Genomic DNA, 25,946 nt, shown 5'->3' with positions numbered 1-25,946 from the left:
GGTCAGCGGACGCCCAGGGCACGCAGCGTCTTGAACGCCCAGGTCAGGATCCGCGCCCACTGCTCGTGCTCGACTCTGCTGGGCGGGGTGAAACCCTGGAGGCGCTGGTGGGCGACCGTCTGGGCTTCGGTGTACTTGAGCAGCCCGTCGGCGCCGTGACGGCGGCCGAGGCCCGAGTCGCCCATGCCGCCCATGGGTGCGTCGATGCTTCCCCAGGCGGCGGCGAACGCCTCGTTGACATTGACGGTGCCGGCGTGCAGCCGTGCCGCGACCTTGCGGGCCTCGGTGCCGTTGCGACCCCAGACGCTTGCGTTGAGGCCATACGGCGTGGCGTTGGCCATCGCCACCGCCTCGTCGGCCGACCGGTAGCGGTAGACCGACACCACGGGGCCGAACGTCTCGTGGTCGAACAGCGTCATCTCAGGGGTCACATCGGTCAGGATCGTCGGCTCGTAGAACAGGGGCCCGAGGTCGGGCCGGGCTTTGCCTCCGGCCAGTACGGTCGCGCCCTTCGATACCGCGTCGTCGACGTGCGAGCTGACGGTCTCGAGCTGCGAGGGGGTGGTCAGCGAGCCCATGTCCACCGAGAAGTCGTAGGCCGCACCCAGGCGCATGGCCCGGGCACGGTCGGCGAACGCGGTGACGAACGCGTCGTGGATCTCATCGGCGACGTAGAGCCGTTCGATGGACACGCACAGCTGGCCGGCCGAGGGGAAGCAGGCGGCGACCGCGCCGGTGGCGGCCTTCTCGACGTCGGCGTCGGCGAGGACGACCATGGCGTTCTTGCCGCCGAGCTCCAGGGACGCGCCGATCAGCCGCTCACCCGCGTCGCGCGCGATCTGGCGCCCGCTGGCGGTGGAACCGGTGAACATCATGTAGTCCCCGCCGGCCATCAGCGCGTCTCCGATGGAGCTGCCACGGCCGACCACCATCTGCCAGACGTCGGGTGGCAGGCCGGCCTCGCGCATCAGGGCCAGTGCCCACAGTGCGGTCAGGGCGGTCTGGGTGTCGGGCTTCTGGACGACGGCGTTGCCGGCCATCAGGGCCGGGATGGCGTCGCCGGCGGCCATGCTGAGCGGGTAGTTCCAGGGCGATATGACGGTGACGACGCCCTTGGGGTGGTGCAGCTCGGTGGTGTGGGTCAGCATCGGGATCGCGCCCTTGCGGCGCTTGGGTGAGAGCAGCCGCCGTGCGCTGCGCGCGTAGTAGCGGGCGGTGATCGCGATGTCGCTCACCTCGAGGAACGCGTCGCGGCGGGTCTTGCCGCTCTCGGCCTGCATCAGGTCGAGGGCTTCCTCCTGCCGCTGGAGGACGAGGTCGTGGAAGCGCAGCATGATGCGCTTGCGGTCGGCCACCGGGGTGGCCGACCAGCCGGCTTGCGCGGCGCGTGCCCGGGCGAAGGCGTCCTGGACGTCGTCGGGGGTGGAGATGGGCAGGTCCGCGAGCGGTGCGCCGGTGTACGGGGAGGTCGTGGTGACCCGCTGGGCGCGAGTACCGGCGGCCACCAGGGCGGCCAGGCGGGCGAGCCGGGCCGGCGTCAGCGTTGCCGGGAGGGCGGCCTGGGGGTGGCTGGTGTTCGTGGTGGTCATCTTGTCTCAGCTCCGGTCCTGGAGGGAGGTGGGCACGGGCATGTGCAGCGCCAGCTGGCCCTCGGTGGTGACGTCGAGCTGGATCGTCCGGATCGGCTTCAGCGAGCGCAGGTCGTCGCTCATCCGGCCCTCGCCGAGCCGCAGGTCCAGGCCGCGGGGGAACCGCGTGGTTCCCGAGGAGAGCATGTTGATCTGGCTGGTCGTGGAGTGCCAGGCGCCGTCGATCGTGGTGTAGGAGGTCAGGGTCGAGACGTGTGCGCCGGTGGGCCGCGCGGTCTGCTTCGGGGAGGGCGCCGACAGAGCGAGGTCAAGGCCGCCCCGCTCGTTGGCGACCCTGGCGGAGGTGCGCGCGGTGTCGATGTCGACGTCGAGCCCGGTAACCCACTTGGGGAACCCGTAGCCGTCGTGGCCACGCACCTGCGCGATCTCGGTGTTGACCGGGAGCGAGAGTACGTAGGAGTGCAGGGAGTCATTCTTGAGCCCGGCGACCAGGTCGAACAGGCCCAGCCCTCCGTGCCGGGCCGGCTTCACGGCGATACCGACCGCGGCCTCGGTGTAGAAGTCGATGTCGCACACGTCGTACCGGAAGGCCATCACGGAGACGATCCCGAGCCCCGGGGCGATCTCGAGCGGGTCCAGTTCCCGGGGCAGGCGGGCCCGGATCGCCCTGGTCGGCGCGAGCATGGTGAGCCGGGTCGTGGAGATGCGGTAGTAGAAGTTCGGCGTCAGCGTGGGCCCGATGCGGGAGTCCACGCGGCTCTTGGGCATCCGGCGGAAGAAGTCGACACTGCTGACCCGCGGGTCCCGCTCCACCTCGTCGAGGTCGGTGTCCATGCGGAACCGGTCATAGAGGCCGCCTTCGGGGACGGTGATGAGACGCCCTCCGAGAGCGACCTCTACGGTCCGGTCGGTCAGCTTGCCGGTCGATGCCATGAGCCCTCTCCTCCGATGTAAGCGGTGTCAACACCGAGGATTGCACGGCATGTGAGCACCGTCAACACTGGAGAGCGCCAGGCGTGCGCCGGGTGAGCGCCACGCGTCAGGGGCCGACCGACGTGATGGCGAGGAAGGCGCTGCGCACCCGGTCGGCGACCTCCTTGCTCGACCCGGCCTGCAGCTTGCCGTCGAGGTAGAGGCAGGCCAGCCCGTGGGCGAGCCCCCAGCCGGCCGTGGCCAGAGCCGAGGCGTCCGCGTCAGGGAGGACGCGATCGAGCGCGTCGGCCAGCAGCTCATGCAGGGCGTCCGCGGCCTTGACCCGCTCGTCGGCGGCGTCGTCGCACGGCTTGCCGAACATCACACGGAACAGGGCCGGGCGCCGCAGCGCGAAGTCGACGTAGGCGACGGCGAACTCGGCCAGGTCCGGGAGAGCGGCGGGCAGGTCCTGCCCGCCGCCCAGGTCGGCCAGCAGGTTCCGGAAGCCCTCGACGGCGAGCGCAGACTCCAGGGCGTCGCGGTCCTTGAAATGGCGATACGGCGCAGTCTGCGACACACCGGCCCGGCGTGCGACGGCACGCAGCGAGAAGGGCTCGCCGCTCTCCAGCATCTCCATCGCGGCCGACAGCAGCGCCGCCCGCAGGTCGCCGTGATGGTAGCCACTCTTTTCCAATGTTGACACCGCTTACTTCATCCTCCTACGCTGTGTTAGCACCGTAAACATAGCTGATGTCCGGTGGAGCCAGGTGCCCCCGGCTCGGCCAACGACCACGTCGGCTTGGTCCGCATCCCGGCCACGTTGGTCGACCGCATCGTCACGTGGCGGTGCGACGCTGCTCGCAGGTGAGCTGCCACCACCCGCACCATCCACCTCAAGGAGACCCCATGCAGACCGTCCTCGGCGCCGGCGGACCGATCGCCGACGAGCTCGTGAACGAGCTCCACCGCAACCACACCAAGGACATCCGCCTCGTCAGCCGCAAGCCGTCGAAGGTGAACGACACCGACGAGCTCATGGCCGCAGACCTCACCGACGCCGACGCCACCAGCCGCGCCGTCGCGGGCAGCGACATCGCCTACCTCACCGTCGGCCTGCCCCTGGACTCGGAGCTGTGGGAGCGACAGTTCCCCGTCATGATGCGCAACGTCATCGACGCCTGCGCCGAACACGGCACGAAGCTCGTCTTCTTCGACAACACCTACATGTATCCCGGAACGCCGACGCCCCAGACCGAGTCGACAGCATTCGCGCCGGGCGGACGCAAGGGACGAGTCCGCGGACAGATCGCCACCATGCTGCTTGAGGCCATGCGGGCCGGACGGGTCGAAGCCCTGATCGGCCGCGCGCCCGAGTTCTACGGTCCCGGCCGGACGAAGAGCTACACGAACTCGTTGGTGTTCGACCGGATCAAGGCGGGCAAGCGGCCGTTCGTCCCGGTCGACGCCCAGGCCAAGCGGTCCCTGATCTGGACCCCCGACGCGAGCCGCGCTCTCGCTCTGCTCGGCAACACTCCGGATGCCTACGGCCAGACGTGGCACCTGCCCATCGACCCGGACCGGCAGTCCTACGCCCAGCTCATCAAGACCGCCGACGAGGCCACCGGCCGCAAGATCGGCTACACGGTCCTGCCGATGCTCGCCTTCGGCCTCGGGCGCCGCTTCGTCAAGCCGCTCGACGAGATGTACGAACTGCTCGTCCGCTACCGCGACGACAACATCTTCGACAGCTCGAAATTCGCGGCCCGCTTTCCCGAATTCCAGGTCACGAGCTATCGGGAGGGAGTGGAGCGGATCCTCGCCGACTGACCCGCCGACGAGTACTCCCGCCGATCGACGCGTGCCGCGATGCCGAACCGGCGCCGATACTCCGACGGCGTCACGCCCGTGGCGCGCGGGAAGAGCCGACGGAAGTTCGATGCGCTCAGGTAGCCGAAGCTGCGGGGGATCTGAGCGACCGGCTCGCTGGTCAGCTCCAGCTCGCGAGCCTTGGCAATGCGCGCCACCTGGAGGTATTCCGTCGCGGTCAGGCCTGTAGCCTCCTTGAACCGCCGCCGGCCGGTGCGCGGTGCATGGCCGCGGCCCGCGCGAGGTGGTCGACCCACGCCAGGATCCCCGCGGCCATCATGACTTCGACGTCATCGATCACCATGCGTGAGGCGTCCACACGAACCTTCCACCACGGACTTCGAGAGGGCATGCTGAGCCCGACCGTGACAGGTCCGCACGTCGACGAGACCGGAGCGTGGGTCGTCGGAGAGGTCCGTCTGCTGGAGTACGCCGACTGCCAGGTGTCGGCGATCCACGGCCTGCGGGACATCTTCCGTGTCGCCAGCGAGTTCGCCGTGACGTCGGCCGACCCTGCGAGCGTGATCCGGGTCAGCACCTGGGCGGTGTCCGCCACCGACGACGGGCCGGTCATGGTGTGCACCTCGGACACTCATCCTGAGCTCGCGCACCGGCTCAGCCACGTCGTCATCCCGCCGAGCCTCGTCGTACCCGAGCTGATGGTGTCGGTGGGCGAGTTCACCGATGGGCTCGTCGGCCTCCGGTCCGAGGGCACCAGGCTCTGTGCCGTGTGCGCCGGTGTCTTCGTCCTCGCCGAGACGCAGCTGCTCGACTGCCGGGACGCCACGACCCACTGGGCGTTCGCCGAGGAGCTGGCGCGCCGATACCCGGCACAGCGATGGGGCGGCAGACCCTGTCGCGTCTGCCGCCCATGTTCCTGGATGCGGTCACTCCTGCTGGAGCGCCTCTCGCAGCGCGTCGACGGACAGCTTGCGTGCGACATTGGTGGCCGGGGTGTCCCGCAGTCCGTCCAGCAGCATGAAGTCGTGGACGGTCCCGCTGATGCGGACGGCCGTCACCTCGACGCCGGCCTCACGGAGCTTGTTGGCGTACAGCTCGCCCCCGTCCCGCAGGACGTCGGCCTCCGCCGTGATGACGAGGGCGGGCGGCAGCCCCTCAAGGTCCTCAAGGGTCGCCCGCAGCGGCGAGGCGTACTTCTCCTCGCGCTTGGCTTCGTCGGTCGTGTACGCGTCCCAGAACCACTTCATCCCATCGCGGGTGAGATAGTAGTGCTCCGCGAACTGGTGGTAGGACTGCGTGTCGAAGTCCGGCCCGGTCACGGGGTAGAGCAGGATCTGCGCCTTGAGCGCGAGCCCGCCGCGGTCCTTGTTCATCTGCGCGAAGACCGCGGACATGCATCCGCCGACCGACTCGCCGGCGACGGCGACGCGGGAGGTGTCGAGGCCATGGTCGGCGCCGTTGTCCCGCAGCCACTGACCGACGGCGTAATTCTGCTCGACCTGCGTGGGGTACCCCTTCTCGGGCGCCCAGTCGTAGACCGGGAAGACGCCGGCGGCCCCGGCTCCGACGGTGAGCTCCCGGAAGAGGCGGTCGTGGGTCTTGTCGTCGCCGAAGACCCACCCGGCACCGTGGATGTAGAAGACCACGGGCAGCGGGCCCGTGGCGCCCTTGGGCTTGATGATGCGGGTGCGTACGGTGCCCCACTGGCCGGCGTCGACGTCGACCCACTCCTCGTCGACGTCCGGGCGCTCGACGCCTTCGCCGCTCTGCAGGTCGCTGAGGATCTTGCGCCCCTCTTCGGGCGGAACCTCGTAGATCCGCGGGTGCGGGTCGGTGGCGTCGGCGAGCTCCTTGGCCTCAGGTTCCAGGTACGGGGTGGTGGGGGCTGGAAGGTCGGACATCGCTGATCCTTTCCTCGAATGCCGGGTCGCTCGCGTCATGGACGCTACAAACGGATCGCATACAGACCAAGTGCCGCGAACGACTCCCTTCGAGGTGATCGCGACACCCACCCTGAGGTGTGATCCGATGAGCGGTACATAGGGCGGGCCGGTAACAGGAGCCCCCGGAATGCGGCCCGACGGGGACTCCATCGTCAGCAAGCCCCAGTCGCAGCGCGTAGCGGCACGTCCACGGGCGCTGCTTGTGCATGGAATGGGCATGGCGTATTTCCGGTGAGAAGCTCCCCCTGCCAACAGGGTCCGGCACGTCGATGTTGATCGCATTCGCTGATGCGGGTGGGAGTGGTGTGCCGCATACACACTGAGCGGGACCGGCCGTGCCGATTCTGAGTCCTCTGTGCACCATCCTCTGTTCACAGTCGGCGCCGGAATCTTCCTGGTGGGCGGATCGGTACATCGTTCTCAAGGAAGGCGCCACGCACGGTAGCCCGGCTATTCCGGGCCGGCGTCAGATGGTGGACCATCGCTCCGCTCTGTCAGTGCGACCCCGGTTCTTGTCACTTTCTCCTGGGGCGGCCCGGATAGAACCCGGCGGGGCGGAGTTGGACGTCGTTCTTCAGCAGGGCCAGGCGCACGGTGGCGAGGGTGGTTCCTTCACGGTCGGCGATGTCCTGGAGCGACAGGTGGTCGTGCTCGTACCAGGTACGCCATTGCTTGATGCGCCGGGCGGTTTGCTGGGTTCGGCGAAACTGCGGCGGGCTCCAGTCCACCGGGTCCTCGGCAAGCAGGTAGATGACATGCGCGGTGGTGGTCTTCAGCGTGTGTGCGAGCTGGGCGACGGAGAAGTCGCCGACGGGCGTTGCCCGGTGGAGTTGGGCGGCGGTGATGCGTGCGGGGTCCGGCCCGGGGAGCACGAGGTGACGCAGTGACCGCGCGGGGAGGCACGGTGCCCACTGGAGGGGTTCGTTGATCTTGTGTTCGTCGAGCAGGGTGCGGGCGGTGTGGCGGAGCAGTTCGGCTTCGGCGGGCAGGATCCGCCAGCGGAAACGCTGGTACTGCTGGCGTTGAGAGGCGGAGGTGGGGGCGATGTCGGGGTGGGCGAGGTGGGCGGGGGATCCGGTCAGGACCTGGAAGATCCAGCGTTGGGCGTGCGCGGCGCCGGGGGTGTGGTTCGAGCGCAGCCGGCTCTGCAGGGTCCGCCAGACCTGGGGGTCGAGGAAGTGGGCGCGGGGGGTGAACAGGGTGCGGCGGCGGTGGTAGTCGATCGGGGCGCCGTGGGTGTCGAGGTGGTCGGCCAGCAGGATCAGCGCGTGCAGGACGTCGGTGCAGTCGTCACGCCGGGTGAGGTCGGCCAGGAGAGTGGAAACGTTGTGGCTGCTGACGGTGGTGCCGGTCAGGCGGGTCGCGGCGGCGATGGAAGTCGTGTTGCCCACCAGGAGGCAGGCCACGGCGAGGAGTTCGTCCGCGCGCCGGGCCACTGGTTTGCCGTCCGGGTGCCGCGGAGACAGCCGCAGGGCCCATGCGGGCCACAGGGCGGTGGGCAGCATACGGGCCCGCACGTCCTGGTCGGCCGGTGGGCGGGTGGAGTGGATGGCGGTGCGGTGGCGCAGTCGGGCGACCGGCATGATCTGTGCTTCCCGGCTGTTGCGCAGGGCTGCTTCCAGTGCCGGGGAAACGGTTCCGCCGAGGCCGACGATGTTGCCGGGGTGGAGCTGGCGGCGGGTGGCGGCCACTCGGTCAGTTAGCCACTGCACGGCGCTGCCCGCGGCGTGGATGTCCGCGGCCTGCAGGACTCGGATCGCCGCCGCGACCGCTACGGCAGTCGCTGCGGAATCAGCGGGGGCAAAGTAGCTGTGCCGGTCCACCCGCCGGGTGTCCGGGGTGCGCTGCGACGTGGTGGGCAGCGGGTCGGTGCGGTAGCGCTCCAGCTGGTCCAGTACGTCGGCCGGGGCCATCGGCTGCAGATCGGTGGACGTTGCATGGTTGAGGACCAGCGCTCCCAGACACTTCGCGTCGCGCAGCACCACCCCCAACGGCGCCCCCGCCGGCCCGTACAGCGGCCAGCACACCGCACGGTCCGGGGCCACGAGGAGGGTCTCGATCAGGCGCTGGGTCTGCGACAGAGGGCCGTCGGGTGCGATCGCGGTGACCGGGGCGGCGGCGAGGCGGTGGTGGCAGCGGCGGGGACGGGGTCCGGTGCCCGGTGCTGCGCTCGCACACAGCCCCGGGCGGGGAGTCTCACCGCGGGGGTGGGCACGCAGGCGCGGAATGTGCCCGCAGGCGGGGCAGCGGTCGGCGAGCAGAACGTGGTGGCGGGTGCAGGCGAAGGACCAGCCCAGGCGCCAGGTCACCTGCCAGCGTCCACCGCTCTCCTCCAGGCAGGCGGGGCAGAAGCGGGAGCCCGAGCGCCCCCACAGCAGTTGCCGGTGCACCTGGCGCCGTTCGGTGAGGATCACCACCGCGTGCCCGTCGAAGGGCTGCAGCGTCATCTTGGTGAGAACCGTCTCGGGTACCCCGGTGGCCTGGGCGATGGCGGCCAGCTCCTCCCGGGCGGCCAGGGTGGTCCAGCGCGGCAGGACCGGGGCGGCGAGGGCCGGGTCACGGTTGGGCAGGCCCAGCGCGCGGAGCACGTCGGTGAAGGGGCAGTGCAGCTTGTGGGCGAGGAATTCCTGCCAGGAGTCCAGCGCCTCGCCTGGATGCGGTGCGTACCGCAGCGGCAGAGTCCTCATCGGGAGCCCCGGGTCCGGCGTGGCCGGCTGGTGGCCTTGCCCGCGTGCAGCGCATAAGCGAGTTCCCGGCGGGCCTGTTCGGCGGCAGTGTCGTTCTTGACCTGGTCGAGGAGGTCCTGGGTGAGGCGTTCGGTGCCGGTGCGCTGGGCGCGCTGGCAGCCGCGGTTGATCAGTGTCATCAGCGAGCCGATGTGTCCGGTGCTGCGGGCGAAGAGGTAGTCCGACAGGTTGTCGGCGAGCATGCCGGGGTGGGTGTCGGCCAGGACGATGCGCTGCTCCAGGGCGAGGAGGAGCTGCCGCCAGTGGCGGCGGCCTGGCTCGGTGTCGATGGTGAAGGGCGGCATGTCCAGGCGGGTGGTGCGCCGCCCGGTCTGGGCCAGAGCTGTCTCGCCGACGGTTTCGCCCTCGCTGAACAGGCCCTTGTCGGCCAGGCCCACGCCGACCTTGAGGAGGGTGACGGGGAACTCGTTGGCGATCCATTTGAGGTGGTTGCTGACCTCGATGCCGCTGGTGTTGCGCCACTTCAGGAAGTGCAGGTCGTCCAGGACGAGCAGTCTGACCTCGCAGGACAGGACACAGTCCAGGGCCTGCAGGCCGAGCTGGGCGGCTGTGGAAGTGACTCTTCCTGGGTGGCCGAAGAACTCCAGCATGGCCCGGTTGAGGTCCTTCATCCCCGTGTTGCCGGTCAGCCCCACCCGGCACACCGGCCACCGCTCGTGCCCCAGGGCGGTGAACTCGCCCAGCTCGGCGATTTCCCGGCGGTGGAACTCGCGGGCGAACGCCAAGACGGCGGTCGTCTTGCCCAGGCCCGGGAACGCGTCCACGGCCACGGCTCCCTTGGCCTTGTCGCCGTCCTGCACGTTGCTGTCGAGGATGTCCCACAAGTCCTCGTGCAGTGCTGCCAGTTGTGGGGTACGGATCGGCCCCAGGTTGGCATGCCATCCCCGGCGCTGCCGGTTGTAGGCGTCTCGCTCGTCGACGGTCAGGGCGGCCAGCTCGGACCGGTTCAACGCCTGCGGCTGGTCACGTCGGGGCGTGTCGACGAACGCTTTGAAGTCCTCTTTGCGTGACAGCGCCAGATTCCCCGGGTCCAGCCGGGGCGGGATGCTCACACGTCCTCCAGCGCGTCCGCGTAGAAGCCGCCGTCGCCGTCCAGGTCGTCCGCCGCGTCATCGTCCCCGCCCTCAACGGCTTTCTCCCGCAGTACGGGTGCTGCCACCGATTCGCTGCCGTGTCCCAGGGCGCGGCGTACGGACGGCAGCGCAGCAGGTGCGAGCTCCTCGGTGGCCGGCAGGTCGATGCCTGCCTGTTCGCGGGACAGGCGCAGGGCCATGCGCCGTTCGGCGAGCGTGGTGCCCAGCCCCAGGTTCCACCGATCCAGCAGGCCCGCGACTGCGAGCCGGTCATCGGGGTAGCGGTGCTTGGCCGCGGCCAGCTTCCGGGCGAAAGCCAGCGCGTCCTCGCTCAACGGCATCCGGGCAGCCGGTGCGTGTTCCCAGACAAGGGTGTGCCAGGCGCGGGTATCAGGGTGGCGGAAGAAGATTCGGGTGATGTCGTCCGGGTCGACCTGGAACGGCCAGCTGTTCTTTCCCGGCCCGTCGTACGGGCTGCGGATACCCGGGGCGGGGAGACCTGGCCCGCGGTAGCGGCGCCGGTCGATTTCGACGCCGTAGTGCTGGACCGTGCGCCACTTCGTCGCCAGGAACTCAAAAGCGAGGCAGGGGTCCCGCGGCACTTCGATGTATCCGGCGCGCGCCATACCGTGCTCGAACATCTGGGCTGGCGACATCCGCAGGCCCGGCACCCCCGGATCGACCAGACCAGCATGCGGGCGGCAGTGGTACACCACCGCGACCCACTCCCTAATGATCGCCTCCAGCTCGTCGAGGAAGAAGAACGCATCGCCTTCCGGGTTCTCACCGCGCGAGTGGATGTCCGGCCCCTTGTAGCCGGGCAGCGCCTCCAGCAGGCCCTCGCGCAGGGAGCGGAAGAACCGCTCCACCGGCCCTTTGTCCCGGCCCGTGCGCAGCCGGGCCGGCTGCAGGGAGATGCCCATCCGGCGGCACACGCTGGTCAGATGCTCCGAGACGTACACCTTGCCGTGATCGACCACCAGGGTCTCGGGCACCACCGGCGGCGAGGCCAGCCCCGCACCCGTCGCGCCCTCGACATCGACCAGGACCGCACGCGGGATGCCATGCTCGGGCCAGAGCGCACCCCGCGGCCAGTCCCGCCCCGCAGGCCGCGGCCGGAAGCACTGGAACAGCACCGCGCTCACATCCACCGCCTTCGTAGACACCGGCGTCACCCGAAGACCGGTGATGCAGCGGGTGTACCAGTCCATCGCCACCGTCAGCTCGGCCTGTACCCACCGCAGCGTGAGCGGGTCGAACGCGAACACGTCCAGCCGGGTGGTGTCCATCAGCATGTACTCGCCCGGCCGCGTCGGCCGCAGCTTCCCGTACGGGCCCTCGGGCCGGTCGGCGATGTCCCGATTCCGCTTCGCCGCCAGCCGGAACAGCGGATGGCGGCGCTCCAGCTCAGAAAGAATCCGGTAGGCCGTCGCCTGGCTCGGGAGACGAACACAATCGGCGCCGTGGCGGGCAATCACGCGAGCGCGGGTGCGCTCGATCACGATCTTCCGTGTGGGTGTCGACTCGCCCAGGTGCTCGGCCATCACTTCCAAGGCCGCTTCCACCCATCGTTCATCGGCCTTGGCGGTTGGCCCCCGGGACTGCTTCTTCTTCGCTGCCAGCCCGGCTTCGCCGTGCCGCCGGAAGTCAGCCACCCACTGCTTGACGGTGCGGACGTGGATCCCCAGTTCCTTCGCCTTGGCCGTGTACTTGGGTTCCACCGGCCCGCCGGGCACGTAGTCGCGGCGAGGTTCCCCATTGCCTGCCAGCTCAGGGCTCCCTGAGCGGAAGCCCGTCAGCAGCTCCCGTACATGTCCGGCCCGTTCCAGGACCTGACTTCGTTCGCTCGCCTGCAGCTGGTCCAGAACCACCGAGGCAATCTCTTGGTCATCGTCCGCCGACGGGCCGGGCTGATCGGCGATGAGGGCCGCCCGGTCGGAGAACAGGAGTTCTTTCAACGACAAGCGCAGAAGCCGCCCCCGCCCGTCCTTGAGGACCACCTCGTTACCGGCTGCCGTCGCGGCCATCTCCACCACCTCGACGCTCTCACTGTCGTAGCGGAATCGTGTTCCGACCCCCACCCGGGCCCCGGCCCCGCTCACGCTGTCCGCCGCAACAGCCGCGAGGGGGCCAGCGGCTCGCCGAGGTCTACCCGCAGCTCATGCGTCCACAACAGGTGGTGGACTGCAGCGCGGACACAGGGCCCCGGCCAGCGGGGAAGTTGCTGCACCGCAGCATCCAACGGCACTCCGTCGAGGTCGGCCAGGCGCAGTTCGTCGAGTACCTCAGGACGGAAGAGCCAGTCGCGGCGGAAGCCAGCCAGGAAGCGGATGTTTTCCAGTTCCGCTTCCGGCGGTTCGCTCCAGATCTCGTACCGCCAGCCCCGGGCCTCCACCGCCCGCCGGGTCCAGTCGAAGGTGATCGCCACCTCTGGCCTGGTCAGCTGCCGGTGCGGCTTGACGTCCACCACCACCGGCCCCTGGCCGGTGATCAGCAGATAGTCCGGGATATGGCTTCGGACCGTGGCCCCCGCCATGGTCTTCATCAGGAACGGCTGGGCCACAATGCCGTGCACGAGCGGGTCGAAGTCGGCGTAGAGGAGTTTCGTCAGCTCCAGCCGTGACTCGTAGATCACCTGCTCACGCATGGTCGCTGCCCAGTAGCTTCCGGAATAGTGCCTCTGTCCTCGGTGCCACCGGAACGTCCGCCACGGAGTCGCCGACCTCAGCAGGTCGACGGACACTGTTGTCCACGACAGGTCCTCCACGAGCTTGCCGTGGGGAAAGCGAACGCTGACTTCTACGGCGGGATCGTCCACGACGCACCCCCAGCTCGGGCAGTACCTGCAAACCCCACGATCCCAGCCGCAACGAAGCGGGCAGGCCGAACTGACCTGCATCGCCCGAAAGAGTGATTCCTCTGAACAGCGATTCTCAGCAAGTCACCACATGTGGCCTCGCTGTGCTGTCGGCGCGGAGAATATGGCACCGGTTCTGAGAACCCACAACTGCCCGGGGGCAGCCCCAGTTCGCCCCGGGCAGACAGGAAAGATCCCGCAAAGACTGGAAGAAACATCAGGAGCATGTCAACGTAGACGACTTGCCTGGAAGGAACACACAGGTCAGAGAAGGGGTTACCGTGACCGTCGACGTCGACCCGCCCGGATTCTCCACTACTGCCGAAGCCCTGAAGCTTCGCACCTGGCAGCTCGGCCCCGGCCAGCCGAGGGCTGTCATCAACCAGTTCTCCGACACAGATTTCACGATGATCGTCGACGACCGTGCCGACGTCCACATCAGTTCCCGTGACGGACGTTTCTATCTCGGCTGGTTCCCCAACGGCCGCCCCGGCACCGACAGGGAGGGCTGGAAACTGGCCGTGACCGGCACGGCCAGGGTCCCCGGCTACCACGTGTCCTTCGACACGGAGACGCCGGCGCAGATCGTCGCCGCTGCGGTGGCCACGGTTCTCGCCGCCTCCCACCCGCACTGACCCGGCCCGGCACCGGACCGCCCGCACACGCACCGGGCCCGGACGGCCCCAGGGCCCGGTTCGCCTGATGAGCCCCGCACCCTGCCCCGGCACGCTCAGCCCTGTATATAAGGAGAGCCTTCGATGAATCCGCAGATACCTGACGCCCCCGAGATGATGGTCGGCGCCCTGATCGACCATCTGTCCGCGCTCGACCGGGGGACCCCGGTGAGGCTGGCGTTCAACCCGTTCTTCCCCATGGCTCACACGATCTCCAGTGTCGTCGAGGCCCGGGACGAGAGCGACCGTCGGGTCGTGTATATCGCGGACTCCGGTGATCAGCCCGGATACCTCCCCCCGGACGTCGCGGTCCGGCTCGGCTGGCAGGAGCCGACCGTCGCCCCCGCCCGCCCGCGGCGCAGGACCGCCCGCCCCGGCGCGGGCCAGTAAACCGCTCGACGAGCACCAGGAGACGCCCCTGAACCCGCACCACCCCCTCGGCCCCTCCCACCCCGACAGCTCGGAATCGCCGCACTTCTGGGTCACCCCCCGCCACCTGGCCGGGGACGACGGAGCCCTCGCCGACCAGATCGGAACCACCCTGACTGGTGCCGGCTGGCGGATGTGGCCCACCAGCCGCAGCACCCTCCTCTATACGAGCCCGGACGAACTGTGCGGTGCCGAATGGGTGCTCGCCAGTTATCCGTTCGAACTCGGCGGACTCCCCGTCGCCTGGCAGATCACCGCCCGCGCCCACCCGTACAGCGCCCTGCGCGAATGGAACGCGTACTTCACCGGCGACACTCCCTGCGAGGCTGTTGCCGACTTCCTCCTCGCCCTGCACGCCCGCACCGAACCCGCCACCGGCTTCGACGGGCCCCAGACCGTCCTCGACGCGCTGCTCGCCCAGGGCTGGCTCCTCGACATCGACCACCCCACGACGACGGCCACCGCCCCGGACCTCACCGCCACCGTCTCTCTGGAGGTGGTCCCGGAGCATGTCTTCGACGCGGACCCGCGCCCCGACCTGGCGGGCTGGCAGGCGTGGGCCGACCCCGCCGCCGGCACCGGACTGCTGTGGTGCGCCACCTTCAGCGCCAGCGTCCCCCACGACCTCGTCGCCGCCTTCGCCTCCTCCCTCGCCTCCCCGGCCCCGGTACCGCGCCGCACCCTCCCCGCCAGCGCCCGTCACCGGCTCACCGTCATCCCGCCTGGCTGACGGCCGAGCTCCAGCCGCAGAAACCCGCCCACCCGTTCCCTCCGCCTTCGTAGCTGTCACCCGCTCGGCGAGCTGAGCGTGTACGTCGCTTTTGCCCGGCGGGCCGATCCCGGCCCGCCGGGCATTTCCCTATGCGGCCCCACCGGAGCCGAGGGCGGGTTCCAGGTATGAGGGAAGGCGCCGGTAGAGCCGCTGACGTGCGGTGAGCTCCTGCCCCGTCATCTGCCACAGCTCCAGTTCCTCGTCCGCGTGCCGCGTGAACCGGAACTGCAGTGTTCCAGGGCGTCCCGTGGCGCTGGCGAGCGTGACCCGGCAGGCATAACTCCCGCCGGAGTGCAGGTCGCAGTGGCACGACCTGCGGGCCTCGATGAGTCCCAGCCCGCATTCCGGGTCCGTCAGCAGACGCAAATAGCGCTCGTGGGGCAGGGGCCCGTCCTGAACCGGCGCGTGTCCATGCTCGACGGTCCACCGCATGCCGCTGCGCGGGTCCGGGCTCGCCCATGCGGTGGTGTTCAGCCCGATGCCAATCGTCCGCAAGAGCCCGGCGCGCCGCAGTAGACCGCTGGCCAGCCAGGCGGACTGGCCGAGCATCCCGCCGGCCCGGCTGGACGCCGAGCGCCCCCAGTACGCGCGCTCGGTACGGTGCCAGCGGAGGGGAGATTCCAGGTGGCACAGCGTCATGCCTTCCGCGGCCTCCTCCTCGCTGTACTTCTCGACGGCCGCCTCCCACGCTTCGGCGCTGACGCCGGCGAAGGTGACCGAGCCCGGGTGGCCGAGACGGTGCAGGACGACCGTCCCCTCATCGAGGGTGAACCGCCCCCCGGGGACGCCGGAGACGTCGCCGTGACCATCGGCGGTGGGCAGCAGGCGGGCCAGCTCCCTGACCACCGACTCCTTGGGCCTTCGGGGGACGGCGTTTTGGTGCTCGAACCCGATGACCAGGGAATCCGGCCTGGGGTCCAGGTAGCGGATGCCCCACGGGTGGAGCATGGAGATCTGCGGCCAGCGGATACCGTTGAGCACCTGGCATTCCAGAAGGGCCTGGTCCGGGTGCGGTTCGGGAATCAGCGGGTCCGCCGGAGACAGCTTCCGTACGCGCGCCAAGGCGGCTTTCTTGCGCAGGCCGGTGCACCAGCGCAGCTTCTCGGCACGGCGCTCGATACGGGTGCTTTTCACGAAGGTCTTTCCGCCGCCACGCTCCGCCCGACACCAGAACACGCGGCATTTCCTCCGCGAAACGAGAACAGAAACCCACGGTGCCAGCCGAGTTGGCTTAAGCATGGCTGTCCTGTCGGGCGGGACAACCATGCAGATATGAGGCCCCCGGTGGGCCCGTACCGCGCACGCTAGGAACCGCCGGCGGGTGAAGGCCAGGCAACACTCCGACGGACTCGGCAGAACTCACCCGTACAGCGGATGGGGCGGCCCCCGCAGATCAGATCTGCGGGGGCCGCCCCATATCCGGTCTCAGGCCGCCGGAGTCGCCTTGGCGAGTGTCTTCTCGATGTGGGCGTCGACGAGGCCGGGGGAGCCGGAGACGACGGCGAGGACCGTTCCGGAGCGGACCGCGGTCTGCTTGACGACGCTGTCGCGTCCGGCGGTGGTGAAGGTCAGCAGTTGTGACCACTGCTCGTTCCCGAGGTTCGGGGCGGGGAGTTTCTGCGTGGCGACCTTCACGGGTGTGCTGCCGATGACGACCTGGTAGACGGGGCAGGAGGTCATGGCGGCGAAGATCCGGCCCGTCCCCGTGGACAGCTTGGTCGGGGTGTCGCTGTAGAGCTCGGTGGACAGCTCCGCGTCACGGCTGCCGGTGTAGGTGAAGGCGGTCTTCGCGCGGCGGGGGAAGCCGAGGGAACCACCGGCCCCCGCCTCGCCGCCGAGTTTCTCCAGCGCGGGGCAGCCGATCACGGTCACATCGTCCCGGCCGGCGTCCCGCTGGGGCTTCGGGACGTAGCCCTCGCCGAGTTCCCCCGGGGTCAGCAGCCGACTCCGCAACTGCTCGGACGAGAGCACCGGTGCGGACCTGCTCTCCTCGCTCCTCCCCGGTGCCGTGGTGGCGGGGGTGGGACCGTTTCCGGCCGTCGAGGAGGCGGAGGGGGTGCTCGTCGAGCAGGCCGAGAGAGCGAGCAGGGAGAGGGCGGTCACGGTGAGGACGGCGGAGGTGGAGCGGCGGGGCATGGGTCTCCCAAGGGGTGGTGCAGGCAGGGCTCGGTGTCGTGGTGCTGATGTGAAGGAATAGGGAGACGGGCGGGGGTGGTCAGTGGCCGAGAAAGCGGATCCCGTCCTGGTAGCTCGCGTGCTCCTCGGTCATGGGGCCGCTGTTGCGGTTGAACCACGCGGTATCCAGCCCCGTCCCGTGGGTCTCGTGCCCGGCGCGGCACCGCAGCCACACCCGGCCCTGGAGGCTGAGGACGACCCAGTCGCGGTAGGTCTCGCAGTGGGAGCAGGTGATGATCTCGCCGTCCACGACCAGGGGCCCGGGCCAGGCCATCATCAGCCCGGCCATTTCGCGCTGGGACGGCGCGACGAAATCCGGCGGCAGGAAGTCGTCCACCGCCGCGACCGGTTCAGCAACGGCCGGCTCGGGGTCCGCGGCTGCCCGCTCCCGTGCCTCTTCCTCGTCGAGTTCCTCCAGAGGGGTCGGGATGCTCCGGAAGTAGCTCCACATTTCCTGCCCGGCCCGCTGCAGATCCTGCCGCTCCCGTGCCTCGCGCCTGCGCTTGAACATCCGTTCCCCTTCCCTCGTCCCCGTGCGGACACCAAGAGCGTGCCCCGTGCATGCGTCTTGCTTCAACTCTGAAATCTGTGTACTCATCTCGCCTTCCGCCGCTGGTCGGAACGCTGGCCGGACATGGCGGCCGGGCCCCGCGACGGCAATGTGCTCCTGGTGCCGGCCGGGTGCATCGCGGTGCTGTCGGCAGGCAGGTCGGCCATCCGGCGCAGCCGCCACACCAGTACCTCGGCGATTGAGTCGGCGGTGTCCAGCTCCCTGCGCCCGGCGGCTTCGGAGAGAAGGCGAGCGGGGTCGTGGCCGGCGGCCTGGGCATCGGCGAGGGTCGCGGCCAGCGCGGGCCAGGCTGCCTCGCCGAGAACCCGCCCGGCCAGCTCCGGCACCGCCGCTTGGACGATCGCGGCCTGCTGGCGCTGAACCGGCAGGGCGAGGTGACGGCCCCGCTCGTGGAGGACGCCCATCGGATGCGGGGCGGACTGGCGGTATGCGGCCCGCAGATGCCCTGCCGCCTCGCGGGCGGCAGCGGCCTGCTGCGCATGCCCACGGCGGGCGTGCCAGTGCGCGGCGGCGGCCACCAGGAAGACGATCATGTCAATGACCATCGCCGTGGTCGCCCCGTCCTCACCCCGGCCGAGCACCGGCCCGCCGTAGGCCAGTTCCCGGGCGGCCCGCCGCAGCGCCCGGGCATGCCCAGCGGCGGCCCGGACGTGGGACCGCGTCGCCCGCTCGAACGCGAAGGCCGCCTCACCAAGCTGCCGGCGGGTGTGCGCGGCACTCGTCTTGGCCAGGGCATCAAGGACTTCCCCGGCGGCAGCGAGCTGCGCCGCTACCTCGGTGTCGTCGCCCTGGTCCACGACCAGCACCGCCTGCCACACCGCCGACGCCGCCCGGCGCCGCGCCCCCGCCGGACCAGCGTCCACCGGCCGGAGCCCGACGGGCGGTGGCTCCTCCGCACCGTCCACCGTGAGGCCGGCCGTTGTGGTCCAGCGTTCGCGGATCCGGGGGAGGCTGAGGTCGGGCGCGAGCTTGGACCCCGAGTAGAAGACCGGTTCACCCTTCCCATTGCGGTCGTCGGGCAGGGCGACGGTGTAGCCGAGCAGGTCCCCCGACGGCGCGATGCGGCACCGTACGAGGAGCCCTGCGGCGGCGAGCCGGTCGAAGAACTCCGTCTCGTCCTGGGTGCCGGCCACCGCGCGCCGGACGGCTTCCCTCAGTTCCTCGCGGGGTGTGCGCTCTCTCCGCTCCCGAGCGGCTTTGTGGCGTTCAGCGCTGGTGGGGCGGCGGGCAGCAGTGCCGTCACCGCGGTTGAGCCGCCGGAGGCCGTACTCGGCTTCGAGGAGGCGTGCTTCGGTCTGGGCGCGGGCGGCATCGTGGTCGAGGTCGGGTTTGTAGCCGTCCTCCTGGATGAGGGTGGCGATGATGTGGATGTGGTCATCGGCGTGCCGCACGGCTGCCCAGCGGCACCCGGCGCCGTTGTCCGGATTGTCGATGCCGGTAGCGGCGACCATGCGCCGGGCAATGTCCGCCCACTCGTCGTCGGTCAAGATGCGGTCGGTGGGGGCGTTGCGGACCGAGAGGTGCCACACGTGCTTGCGCGGTCGGTCGTGCTCGTCGATGTTGTCGAGCGGCTGGTCGAGGAGCCGCTGCAAGTCTTTGATCGTGGCGGCGAAGTCGTCGGCGCGGCCGGGGTCGGGGGCCAGGCCGCCCCATGACGCGACCAGGTGGGGATCGGTGTGCTCCTCGTGCGTACCCGGCCCGTACAGGTAGTGGAGGAGGCCGATGCTGCGCGTCCCGCGCTTGTGGATCCTGGGGATCATGCCGGTGATGACCTTCTAGTTCTGGGCGAGCAGCCGGTCGGTGGCGTCCTGGACCCGGAGGACGGCACGTTCGGTGGCGGCGATGACGGCGTCGAGTTCCGGCTCGGTGGGCTGGGCACCTGAGTTGATGGAGCGGGCGATCTGGTTGAGGTTGTTGCCGACCTGGCCGAGGTGGCGGCGGGCGGCGAACAGCTCTGTCACGGTCTCGCGCTGTCCGGCGATGGTGGCGGCGGTGTGGTCGAGATCGCGGGAGGCGGCGAGGCCGGCACGGGCGAGGAACGCGGGCAGCGACGTACGGGTCTGCTGCGCGGCGGCGGTGAGGAGGGTCTTTTCTTCATCATTCAGGCGGACACTGCAGACGCGAACGCGCTTGCGGTCGTGCTGCTTCGGCGAGCGCTTGCGCGAGGGCTTCTTCGCGTCACGGCGCTGACGACGTGGTGTCTGCTTCTCCGGCTGCGATCCACCCTCGGTCGCTGCCTCCCGGACCAGTGCCCCCCGGTGCTGGTCCGGACCCGCCACCCCCGGGGCGGGCTCGGCCAAGACGCGCTTCCCCGACGGGGAAGAGTGTCTTGGCCGATAACTTGCTCGTTCTCGGGTCGAGTTGACGTCCGGCGAACCCTGCTCGTGGGTGGCCAGGATGGGCGGGTTCGTCATCGGATCCGGCTCCCGCGCGTACGGGCATGTGCCTGGAGCTGCGCGGCGAGGTGCAGCACGTCGGCCGGTCCGCCTAGGACCCGGATCGGCGCGGTCGGCGTGCGCTGGGCGAGCCACTGACCGGTCGGGACCGGCACGGCGGCGTGGAGCAGTCCGTGGCGGACCAGGGTCTCGGCCCACGCGCCGGCCTCAGCGGCCGTGACGGGCGCCGTACGGCGCTCTCGGGGGGACATGGGGATCTCCAGGGGTAGAGGGCGCGGTGCCCGGCGCAAGGCCGGGACACCGCGAAGGAAGAGGCACGAAGAGGGATTTGATGGAGATGGGAGACCGGGTGGTCAGCCGCACTCCCGGCAGCGCTCGAAATGCCGGGACAAGGCGCGGGCCATGGCGTGCTTGGCGCCTGCGGCGCGCCTCGCGCTGACCTTCCCCGACACCTGGTCCGGGTGACGCTCGGCGTGGTTGAGCAGGCCCTGGATGTCCCGCTCGTGACCGGCGCGGATACGGGCGAAGCGATGGCAGATCTTCATGGTCTATCGGGTCTTTCGCTGGGAGCGGGGCAAGTGGGCGAGAGCCGGGTCCTCGTAGAGTCGTGCCTGCAGCTCGCCGAACTTCTCGTTGCTGATCTGGATGGACTGGGCGCGGAGGTACGGGCGGATGACGCGGCGGGTCATGCGCCCCTCGGTCAGCGCGGCAGTGCGGGCGAGCTTTACGAGACGCTCCATCGGCACCGGTTCGTCCTCGTTCTGGTCCGCCTCTGTGGTCCGCGGGTGCTCCCGCGCGCCCTCGGTCTGGTCCGGGCCGGCGGTCCGCCGGTGGTCCGGATCGGTTTGGTCCTGGTCCGCGAGCGGTTGGTCCGCCGGCCTGCCGTCGGTCCGGACCGGACGCTGGTCCGCGGCGGATCGGTCGCGGGGGGCGGTGCTCACAGGCTGGTCCGCGTCGATGCCGACGCTCGGATCAGGGGGCGAGGGCTGGGCGGTCCGCTGGTGGTCCGCAGCCTGTTCTGCCGCTTGACCTGCGGTGACGCTGGTCCGCGGCGTGCCGCTGCTGTGGTCCCCGACCGCTTGGTCCGCTGCCTCGGCCTGGTCCCCGGCGGTGGTCCGCGCGTGGCCCGGTCCGGCGACCGGCTGGTCCGCGACCATCCGGTCCTGGTCCGCGAGCCGGTGGTCCGCAGGGTTGGTTCGCGGCGGACCGGCTGCCGATTCGTGGTTCGCTCCGGTCGGCGGCTGGTCCGCGGTGGTTCGCAGATGGTCCGCCGCGTTGCCGGTCTGGTCCGTGCCCCCGGACAAGGCGTCCGTCCTGGTGCTGTGGTCCGGTCCCTCCAGGGTCTTGGTCCGCTGGTCCAGGGCATCCTGGGTTCCGGTCTCCCCGGCGAGCGTCACGACCGCGGCGGCTGCGGGTGCAACGAGCTGGTGGATCTGCCGCATCAGGACTCCGAAGGCCACCAGCGCCGCAGTCGGCGGGACGGCAGCGACCACGTAGTCGAGGACCGGCACGGAGCCGCCGCGGCCGGTGCTGCTGACCCCGGCGATGTTCAGGGCGATCGACCCGACCGACCCGCCGGCGGTCAGGGCGATGGCCCACCAGTCAATTTCCCTGCGGAGACCGGCGCGCAGCATCAGCAGCTCGCCCGCGACGATGGCGCCGTCCAGGGAAGCGGGCCAGGCCCACTGCCGGGCCGGGGAGTGCCCGAGTCCGTGCTGTCCGGCGACCTCCGCGAGGTGCGCGTACGAGAGCCAGAACGCGCCACCTGTGAGAGCGATGATCACCACTCCCGCCGTGACGAGAGCCCACTGCTCGGCAGCCTGTCTGCCTCCCGCTGCCGTCGGGGTGGAGAAGCCGGTGGAGCCGGGAGCCGGGGCGTGAGGGACGAGGATGACGGTGTCGGCGGTGGCGGTGGGCGGGGTGGTGCGGGGGGTCATGCGGCCTTTCCGAGCGAGGCGATCAGGACCTGGGTGTGAATGTGCCGGGGCACCGGGGAGAACTCGTCCGCAGATTTCTCTTCCGGCTCGGTGTCCGCCGTCTCGTCGTCGCTCCCGGCGTCCTCGGGCGAGATGCCGTCGTCCCGGTCCTCGGCGGTGCCGTACAGGCCCCAGTACCGGTCGCGGTCCGCGATGGCGTGCGCGGCCTCGCGCATCAGGTCGCGCGCGTAGTCGAGGTCGAGCCGCAGGGCGTGGGCGAGCCGTTCGGGTGTCCAGCCCCGGACGTAGGCGTGACGGGTGACGGTCTCGCGTTCTGTGGTGGAGAGGTGGACGTCGCGGCCGAGGAAGGCGGCACGGACCCGGCTGTAGTCGAGGCGGGTGTGGAGCTTCGCCTGCCAGGGTCGGCGCTCCTTCTCCGTCGTTCCGCCCCAGATGCCCTCCCGGGTGCCCTGCTCCAGGGCGGAGTTGAAGCACTCCTTCTTGACCGGGCACTGGCTGCAGAGGGACTTGGCCTGGGCGATGGCCTTGTGGTCTCGGGGCCGGGGGAAGAACAGGGCGTCGGCGGTTTCCGGTTCCAGTTCGCGGCAGGCGCTGCGGGCGTGCCAGCTGTGGTCGGCGATTCCGCGCAGGATCGGCCGGTCGTCGGTGGTGGTGATGTAGTGCAAGGGGGATCTCCGGGTACGCCTCGCCGGGCCGGCGGCACGTCTGCGACGAGGCAGGGCCTGCGGGCGTCGGGCGGGGCGGGCAGGGGCGCGGGGGCGGGTGCCGCGCTGGGACGGGAGGAGAGCGGGGAGGGGTCAGCGGCGCTGGAAGCGGCGGTCCGGGCCGGCGACTTCGATCGCGGTGCACATGCCGGACAGGCGGGACAGGAGCCTGTCGCCGAGCCGGTCCCGCAGGACCGGCTGGCGCGGGTCAGCCTCGGGGTCCCGCACGGGGGCGAGGTTGCTGGTGATCAGTGTGGGGAAACGATTCTGCGCACGGTGGTTGAGCAGCCGGAAGGTGATCTCCTCGGTCCACTCGCTGTTCTTCGCGGCACCCAGGTCGTCCAGCAGCAGGACCGGGATGCGGGTGTACCGGCGCAGCAGCTCCTCCGGGTCCGGCCCGGTGCGGGAGCGCAGCTCGCCGTAGAGGTCGGCGGCGGTCGTGGCCATCCACGGCACCGCGCACCCGGCGGCGGTCAGCGACCGGATCGCCCCGAACGCCTCGTGCGTCTTGCCGCTGCCGGTGGGGCCCCAGAGCAGCAGTGAGGGACCGCGGGTGATCACCCGGCGCCCGGCAGTGCCGTAGTGCGGCTGGAGACCGTCCGCGTACGGGGCGGTCGCCGCCTCCGCGATGGTCCGCACCCAGGCGGCGACGTCCGGGTGCGAGGCCAGGGCCTCCCGGTAGTCGTACGGCATACGCCGCTGGGCGGCCTCCAGCGCCGGGACCGGCTCCGCCACGGTCGGCGGCAGCGGGGTGGCGGGGTCGATGCCCCGCTCGGCGAGCCGGGCCTCCAGGCGGGCGCGCAGCCGGTCCCCGATCGCGGGCTGCGGGTCTTTCGAGCGGACGAGAGCGCTGGTCACAGGCTGCCTCCGAACGTCGTCGGCTCGGGCTGGGCGGCGTTGAAGTACGGCCGGTAGCAGGCTGCGGTGCTGGCCCAAGGGGCCCCGCCGGAGGCGTATGGAGCCCCGACGCCGACCAGCGGCGGGTTGACGACCTCGTTCACCAGGCTCGGCAGCACACTCGGATGCAGGGCCTTGGCCCGCAGCCGGTCCATCGCGGCGCGGATGTGCTCCGGATCGAAGCCCTCGTCCAGCAAGGCCCGGATCTTCCGGCCGAGCAGGCCGACGGTATCGCCCGGAGGACGCTGGTGGCAGCCCTTCACGTACTCGGCCACCAGCTCCTGCGCGGAGACCGTCCCCGGGGCGGCGTCGGGTGCGGGCGCGGCGCGCCCCCTACGGGAAGATCCAGGATCCAAGATCCTAGATCCAGGCCGTGAGTCCTCACTGAATCCAGCGACAGATGCGTCCTGACCTGCTTTTTTACTGGCCTGAGGGCTCTGGTCGCCGATCGGCTCCGGAGCGGGGTCCGGCGAGCCCGACGGGCTGCTCGCCGCGTCCTCAGAGGCGGCGGGACGGCCATCCCCAGGTGCCGAAGGAGGGATGGCGGGCACCTTCGCGACGGTCGGGCTCGCTGGTGCGCCGGCGGACGAAGGGCAGGCGCCCTTCTCGCACCGGCCGCAGTTCCGGTGACCCTGGTGCCCGGAGCACCGCGGCAGCCTCGACTCGGAGGCCCGGTTGATCTTCTGGTGGCGCTCCCACGTGACGATGTGGAGGTACGTGCGGCCGTCGCAGCCGGTGTACCGGCAGATCAGCCCGGCGGTGGCCAGTTCTTCCAGGTCTTGGGCGACGTGGGCCGGAGTGTGCTCCTGCCGCAGGGCCCAGATGCGCCCGGCGATGATCGCCGGGTGATCCCGGAACCGGCCCTCGTCGTCGGCCTGGGTGAGCAGCCCGACGAAGGTCACCAACGCCGTCACGGAAACCGTGGCGATGTCCTCGGACTCCCATATTTCAGGTTTTATGGTGCGGATCCGTGCCATCAGACCGAACCCCCGGTGCGGAGAGCCAGCGGATGGCCGGAAGGCTCGGATATCACGCAGGCCGGGACGTTCGGCCTTTTGCGCGTGAGGGTGGGCATGCGACACTCTCCTCTTGAAGTGATGCCGCGCCGGTGTGTCCTGTGAGAAGGGCCGGTGCGGTGTTGGTGGGACGTCTCATGCCCTTGCCGGGGCGGAGTGTCCATCGCGACCGGCGTCGGAGAGTTCCAGCTCTCTCGGCGCCGTCGCCGTCTGCGCTCAGTTTCGGGTGCTGCCTGACGGGTCCCCAGAGATGACGCAGCCCCGAGCCGGGCGGTTTTCACCCGGGGACCAGCAACACATCACACACCCCCTGCGGAAGTCCATACATAGCTCTAGTCCGCTGTACACCTCTGAACCACGTGTACTGCCTGGAGCGCTCTGGACGGCCCCGCCGTGCTGCAAACACCAGCGCGTGAGATTCGCTCAGATCCCCTCAACTGGGGAGCCCCAGTTGAGGCTTCCTTTCTCTATGAGCATCCCGCCCTGCGCGCGGGTTGGCGGCCGGTTCCCTGATGAGAGAAAACAAGCCACCATGAGCTGTTCGCGTATGACGCAAAAGCGGGCAATGGTTAGCCCTGGCGGGTCGCCACGGCAACCCTGTGGATCTTGCACCGTGATGCCACCCGACGTCAACCATGGTTGTGGTTGTGTAAATCACGGTTCCCTGAGGTGATGAAGATGCAGGTCAGGCACTAGTCTCCTGGTGTGTGGGTTTGATTACGCCATCAATTTTCAGCCAGGAGTGTTCCGTGGATCAGGGATTCGACAGGCTCGCCGAGGTGATGAGGCGGGTTGAGGTATTGGTGGCTGAAACTGGGCTTGACCGAGATGCGTTCCTGAACGCCTCCGACCTTGCAGTGCGCTCCGGTCTCGACGAGGACAGAGTGCGGCTCCTGATGGCCGACGAGAGGATTCCACCCGCCGAGGACTTTGACGCCGAAGTGGTCCGACGGATCCGGCTGTGTCAGGCCACCCGGCTGAAGGAAGAGGTCAACGAGCACGGACAGCAGGTACGTCGGCCCTACACCATCGCCGAGATCGCTGGCTGGGCCGGGATGACGCCGCAGTGGTTCCACAAGCTACTCAGGACACCGAAGGCACCGAACTTGGAGCACGCGGCGGCCCTCGCCGAACTCTTCGGAGTGCGTCTTGAGTTCTTCACCGCGCCGCCTGCCCTGGCCCTGGCCCTCGTGCTGGAGTCGGAGGTGCTGCCCAGGCTGGAGTCGTATCGGGTCGACCCGTTTGCTGCCCTGAGTCAGGAGTTCGGCCTCTCGGATGTGGCCGCACGCAGCGGCGGTGGCGGAGACCCGAGAGCTCTCCTGGGCCTCATCCACCGTCTCTCCCAGGACCGCCTCAACCCATAGGCCAGCGCGTTGATGGCAGCCCAACGTTTCACCCAGGGGTGCCCCAACGCCCTCGCACGAACG

At 70.1% G+C, this 25,946-nt stretch carries 25 protein-coding genes and 1 pseudogene; 5 read left to right on the top strand and 21 right to left on the bottom strand.

Going from position 1 to position 25,946, the window contains the following annotated elements:
- Positions 1–2: 2 nt before the first annotated feature.
- The 3 genes from ABD371_RS24675 to ABD371_RS24665 form a co-directional block, all read right to left on the bottom strand.
- Positions 3–1,589 carry a succinic semialdehyde dehydrogenase gene (locus ABD371_RS24675; protein ID WP_344480348.1) on the bottom strand — a complete coding sequence of 529 codons (1,587 nt, stop codon included), beginning with the start codon at positions 1,587–1,589 and terminating at the stop codon, positions 3–5.
- A gap of 6 nt (positions 1,590–1,595) precedes the next feature.
- Positions 1,596–2,522, bottom strand: a complete 927-nt coding sequence (locus ABD371_RS24670; protein WP_344480345.1) for an acetoacetate decarboxylase family protein — start codon at positions 2,520–2,522, stop codon at positions 1,596–1,598.
- Between the two features lie 106 nt (positions 2,523–2,628).
- On the bottom strand, positions 2,629–3,204 hold the full coding sequence (locus tag ABD371_RS24665) for a TetR/AcrR family transcriptional regulator (RefSeq protein WP_040913812.1): 576 nt from the start codon (positions 3,202–3,204) through the stop codon (positions 2,629–2,631).
- A 203-nt stretch (positions 3,205–3,407) separates the two neighbouring features.
- On the opposite strand from ABD371_RS24665, the gene ABD371_RS24660 reads away from it, so the two are divergent.
- Entirely contained in the window at positions 3,408–4,328 is a 921-nt protein-coding gene (locus tag ABD371_RS24660) for an NAD-dependent epimerase/dehydratase family protein (RefSeq protein ID WP_344480342.1), read from the top strand.
- On the opposite strand, the gene ABD371_RS24655 is transcribed toward ABD371_RS24660, so the two are convergent.
- The 7 genes from ABD371_RS24655 to ABD371_RS24625 all read right to left on the bottom strand — a co-directional run bounded on the left by ABD371_RS24655 (position 4,292) and on the right by ABD371_RS24625 (position 12,834).
- Positions 4,292–4,624, bottom strand: coding sequence for a helix-turn-helix domain-containing protein (locus tag ABD371_RS24655; RefSeq protein ID WP_344480339.1), 333 nt, complete (start codon positions 4,622–4,624; stop codon positions 4,292–4,294). The genes ABD371_RS24660 and ABD371_RS24655 overlap by 37 nt on opposite strands.
- A complete protein-coding gene (locus ABD371_RS24650; protein ID WP_344480539.1) occupies positions 4,546–4,941 on the bottom strand; it encodes a hypothetical protein in 396 nt (131 codons plus the stop codon). The genes ABD371_RS24655 and ABD371_RS24650 overlap by 79 nt, the downstream gene beginning before the upstream one ends.
- A 313-nt stretch (positions 4,942–5,254) precedes the next feature.
- Positions 5,255–6,229, bottom strand: coding sequence for an alpha/beta hydrolase (locus ABD371_RS24645; RefSeq protein WP_040913811.1), 975 nt, complete (start codon positions 6,227–6,229; stop codon positions 5,255–5,257).
- A 557-nt stretch (positions 6,230–6,786) separates the two neighbouring features.
- Complete coding sequence (locus ABD371_RS24640) at positions 6,787–8,958, bottom strand: TniQ family protein (RefSeq protein WP_344480335.1); 2,172 nt, start codon at positions 8,956–8,958, stop codon at positions 6,787–6,789.
- Positions 8,955–10,070, bottom strand: a complete 1,116-nt coding sequence (locus ABD371_RS24635) for an AAA family ATPase (RefSeq protein ID WP_344480333.1) — start codon at positions 10,068–10,070, stop codon at positions 8,955–8,957. The genes ABD371_RS24640 and ABD371_RS24635 overlap by 4 nt, the downstream gene beginning before the upstream one ends.
- The gene (locus ABD371_RS24630; protein WP_344480331.1) at positions 10,067–12,193 is read right to left on the bottom strand and encodes a helix-turn-helix domain-containing protein; all 2,127 of its coding nucleotides are present in this window, start codon (positions 12,191–12,193) and stop codon (positions 10,067–10,069) included. Before ABD371_RS24630 ends, ABD371_RS24635 begins: the two co-directional genes overlap by 4 nt.
- Entirely contained in the window at positions 12,190–12,834 is a 645-nt protein-coding gene (locus tag ABD371_RS24625) for a TnsA-like heteromeric transposase endonuclease subunit (protein ID WP_233169090.1), read from the bottom strand. Before ABD371_RS24625 ends, ABD371_RS24630 begins: the two co-directional genes overlap by 4 nt.
- 395 nt (positions 12,835–13,229) lie before the next feature.
- Here ABD371_RS24625 and ABD371_RS24620 point away from each other — a divergent pair, with 395 nt between their 5' ends.
- The 3 genes from ABD371_RS24620 to ABD371_RS24610 all read left to right on the top strand — a co-directional run bounded on the left by ABD371_RS24620 (position 13,230) and on the right by ABD371_RS24610 (position 14,781).
- Positions 13,230–13,583: an SPDY domain-containing protein gene (locus ABD371_RS24620; protein ID WP_344480328.1), complete on the top strand. Its 354-nt coding sequence runs from the start codon at positions 13,230–13,232 to the stop codon at positions 13,581–13,583.
- A 123-nt stretch (positions 13,584–13,706) separates the two neighbouring features.
- Positions 13,707–14,012, top strand: a complete 306-nt coding sequence (locus ABD371_RS24615) for a hypothetical protein (protein WP_344480325.1) — start codon at positions 13,707–13,709, stop codon at positions 14,010–14,012.
- A 28-nt stretch (positions 14,013–14,040) separates the two neighbouring features.
- Complete coding sequence (locus tag ABD371_RS24610; protein WP_381734476.1) at positions 14,041–14,781, top strand: SPDY domain-containing protein; 741 nt, start codon at positions 14,041–14,043, stop codon at positions 14,779–14,781.
- Positions 14,782–14,910: 129 nt separating this feature from the next.
- Here the strand turns inward: ABD371_RS24610 and ABD371_RS24605 are convergent, their stop codons facing one another.
- The 11 genes and pseudogenes from ABD371_RS24605 to ABD371_RS24555 form a co-directional block, all read right to left on the bottom strand.
- On the bottom strand, positions 14,911–15,957 hold the full coding sequence (locus ABD371_RS24605) for a hypothetical protein (RefSeq protein ID WP_344480320.1): 1,047 nt from the start codon (positions 15,955–15,957) through the stop codon (positions 14,911–14,913).
- A 291-nt stretch (positions 15,958–16,248) separates the two neighbouring features.
- The gene (locus ABD371_RS24600) at positions 16,249–16,959 is read right to left on the bottom strand and encodes a hypothetical protein (protein WP_344480317.1); all 711 of its coding nucleotides are present in this window, start codon (positions 16,957–16,959) and stop codon (positions 16,249–16,251) included.
- A gap of 79 nt (positions 16,960–17,038) precedes the next feature.
- A complete protein-coding gene (locus ABD371_RS24595) occupies positions 17,039–17,509 on the bottom strand; it encodes a hypothetical protein (RefSeq protein ID WP_344480314.1) in 471 nt (156 codons plus the stop codon).
- 83 nt (positions 17,510–17,592) lie between these two features.
- On the bottom strand, positions 17,593–19,329 hold the full coding sequence (locus ABD371_RS24590) for a relaxase/mobilization nuclease domain-containing protein (protein ID WP_344480311.1): 1,737 nt from the start codon (positions 19,327–19,329) through the stop codon (positions 17,593–17,595).
- Positions 19,330–19,344: 15 nt separating this feature from the next.
- Positions 19,345–19,869, bottom strand: coding sequence for a plasmid mobilization protein (locus ABD371_RS24585; RefSeq protein ID WP_344480308.1), 525 nt, complete (start codon positions 19,867–19,869; stop codon positions 19,345–19,347).
- Positions 19,870–19,979: 110 nt separating this feature from the next.
- Positions 19,980–20,216 carry a hypothetical protein gene (locus ABD371_RS24580; protein ID WP_344480305.1) on the bottom strand — a complete coding sequence of 79 codons (237 nt, stop codon included), beginning with the start codon at positions 20,214–20,216 and terminating at the stop codon, positions 19,980–19,982.
- A gap of 102 nt (positions 20,217–20,318) precedes the next feature.
- Entirely contained in the window at positions 20,319–20,510 is a 192-nt protein-coding gene (locus tag ABD371_RS24575; protein ID WP_344480302.1) for a hypothetical protein, read from the bottom strand.
- A gap of 873 nt (positions 20,511–21,383) precedes the next feature.
- Positions 21,384–21,902: pseudogene (locus ABD371_RS24570) on the bottom strand (DUF2637 domain-containing protein); the annotation flags it as partial.
- The gene (locus tag ABD371_RS24565) at positions 21,899–22,567 is read right to left on the bottom strand and encodes a WhiB family transcriptional regulator (RefSeq protein ID WP_344480299.1); all 669 of its coding nucleotides are present in this window, start codon (positions 22,565–22,567) and stop codon (positions 21,899–21,901) included. The pseudogene ABD371_RS24570 and the gene ABD371_RS24565, both read right to left, overlap by 4 nt.
- Before the next feature lie 132 nt (positions 22,568–22,699).
- Positions 22,700–23,464 (bottom strand): ATP-binding protein, encoded by a 765-nt coding sequence (locus ABD371_RS24560; protein WP_344480296.1) that lies wholly within the window; start codon positions 23,462–23,464, stop codon positions 22,700–22,702.
- The gene (locus ABD371_RS24555) at positions 23,461–24,480 is read right to left on the bottom strand and encodes a hypothetical protein (RefSeq protein ID WP_344480293.1); all 1,020 of its coding nucleotides are present in this window, start codon (positions 24,478–24,480) and stop codon (positions 23,461–23,463) included. Before ABD371_RS24555 ends, ABD371_RS24560 begins: the two co-directional genes overlap by 4 nt.
- A 788-nt stretch (positions 24,481–25,268) precedes the next feature.
- Between ABD371_RS24555 and ABD371_RS24550 the strand changes: the two genes are divergently transcribed.
- Positions 25,269–25,883, top strand: a complete 615-nt coding sequence (locus ABD371_RS24550) for a helix-turn-helix domain-containing protein (RefSeq protein ID WP_344480290.1) — start codon at positions 25,269–25,271, stop codon at positions 25,881–25,883.
- Positions 25,884–25,946 lie beyond the last annotated feature (63 nt).

Source organism: Streptomyces amakusaensis, from assembly GCF_039532665.1.
Taxonomy (GTDB): domain Bacteria; phylum Actinomycetota; class Actinomycetes; order Streptomycetales; family Streptomycetaceae; genus Streptomyces; species Streptomyces amakusaensis.
The sequence above is the reverse complement of the archived record's forward strand: the minus strand, read 5'-3'. Positions and strand labels throughout refer to the sequence as shown.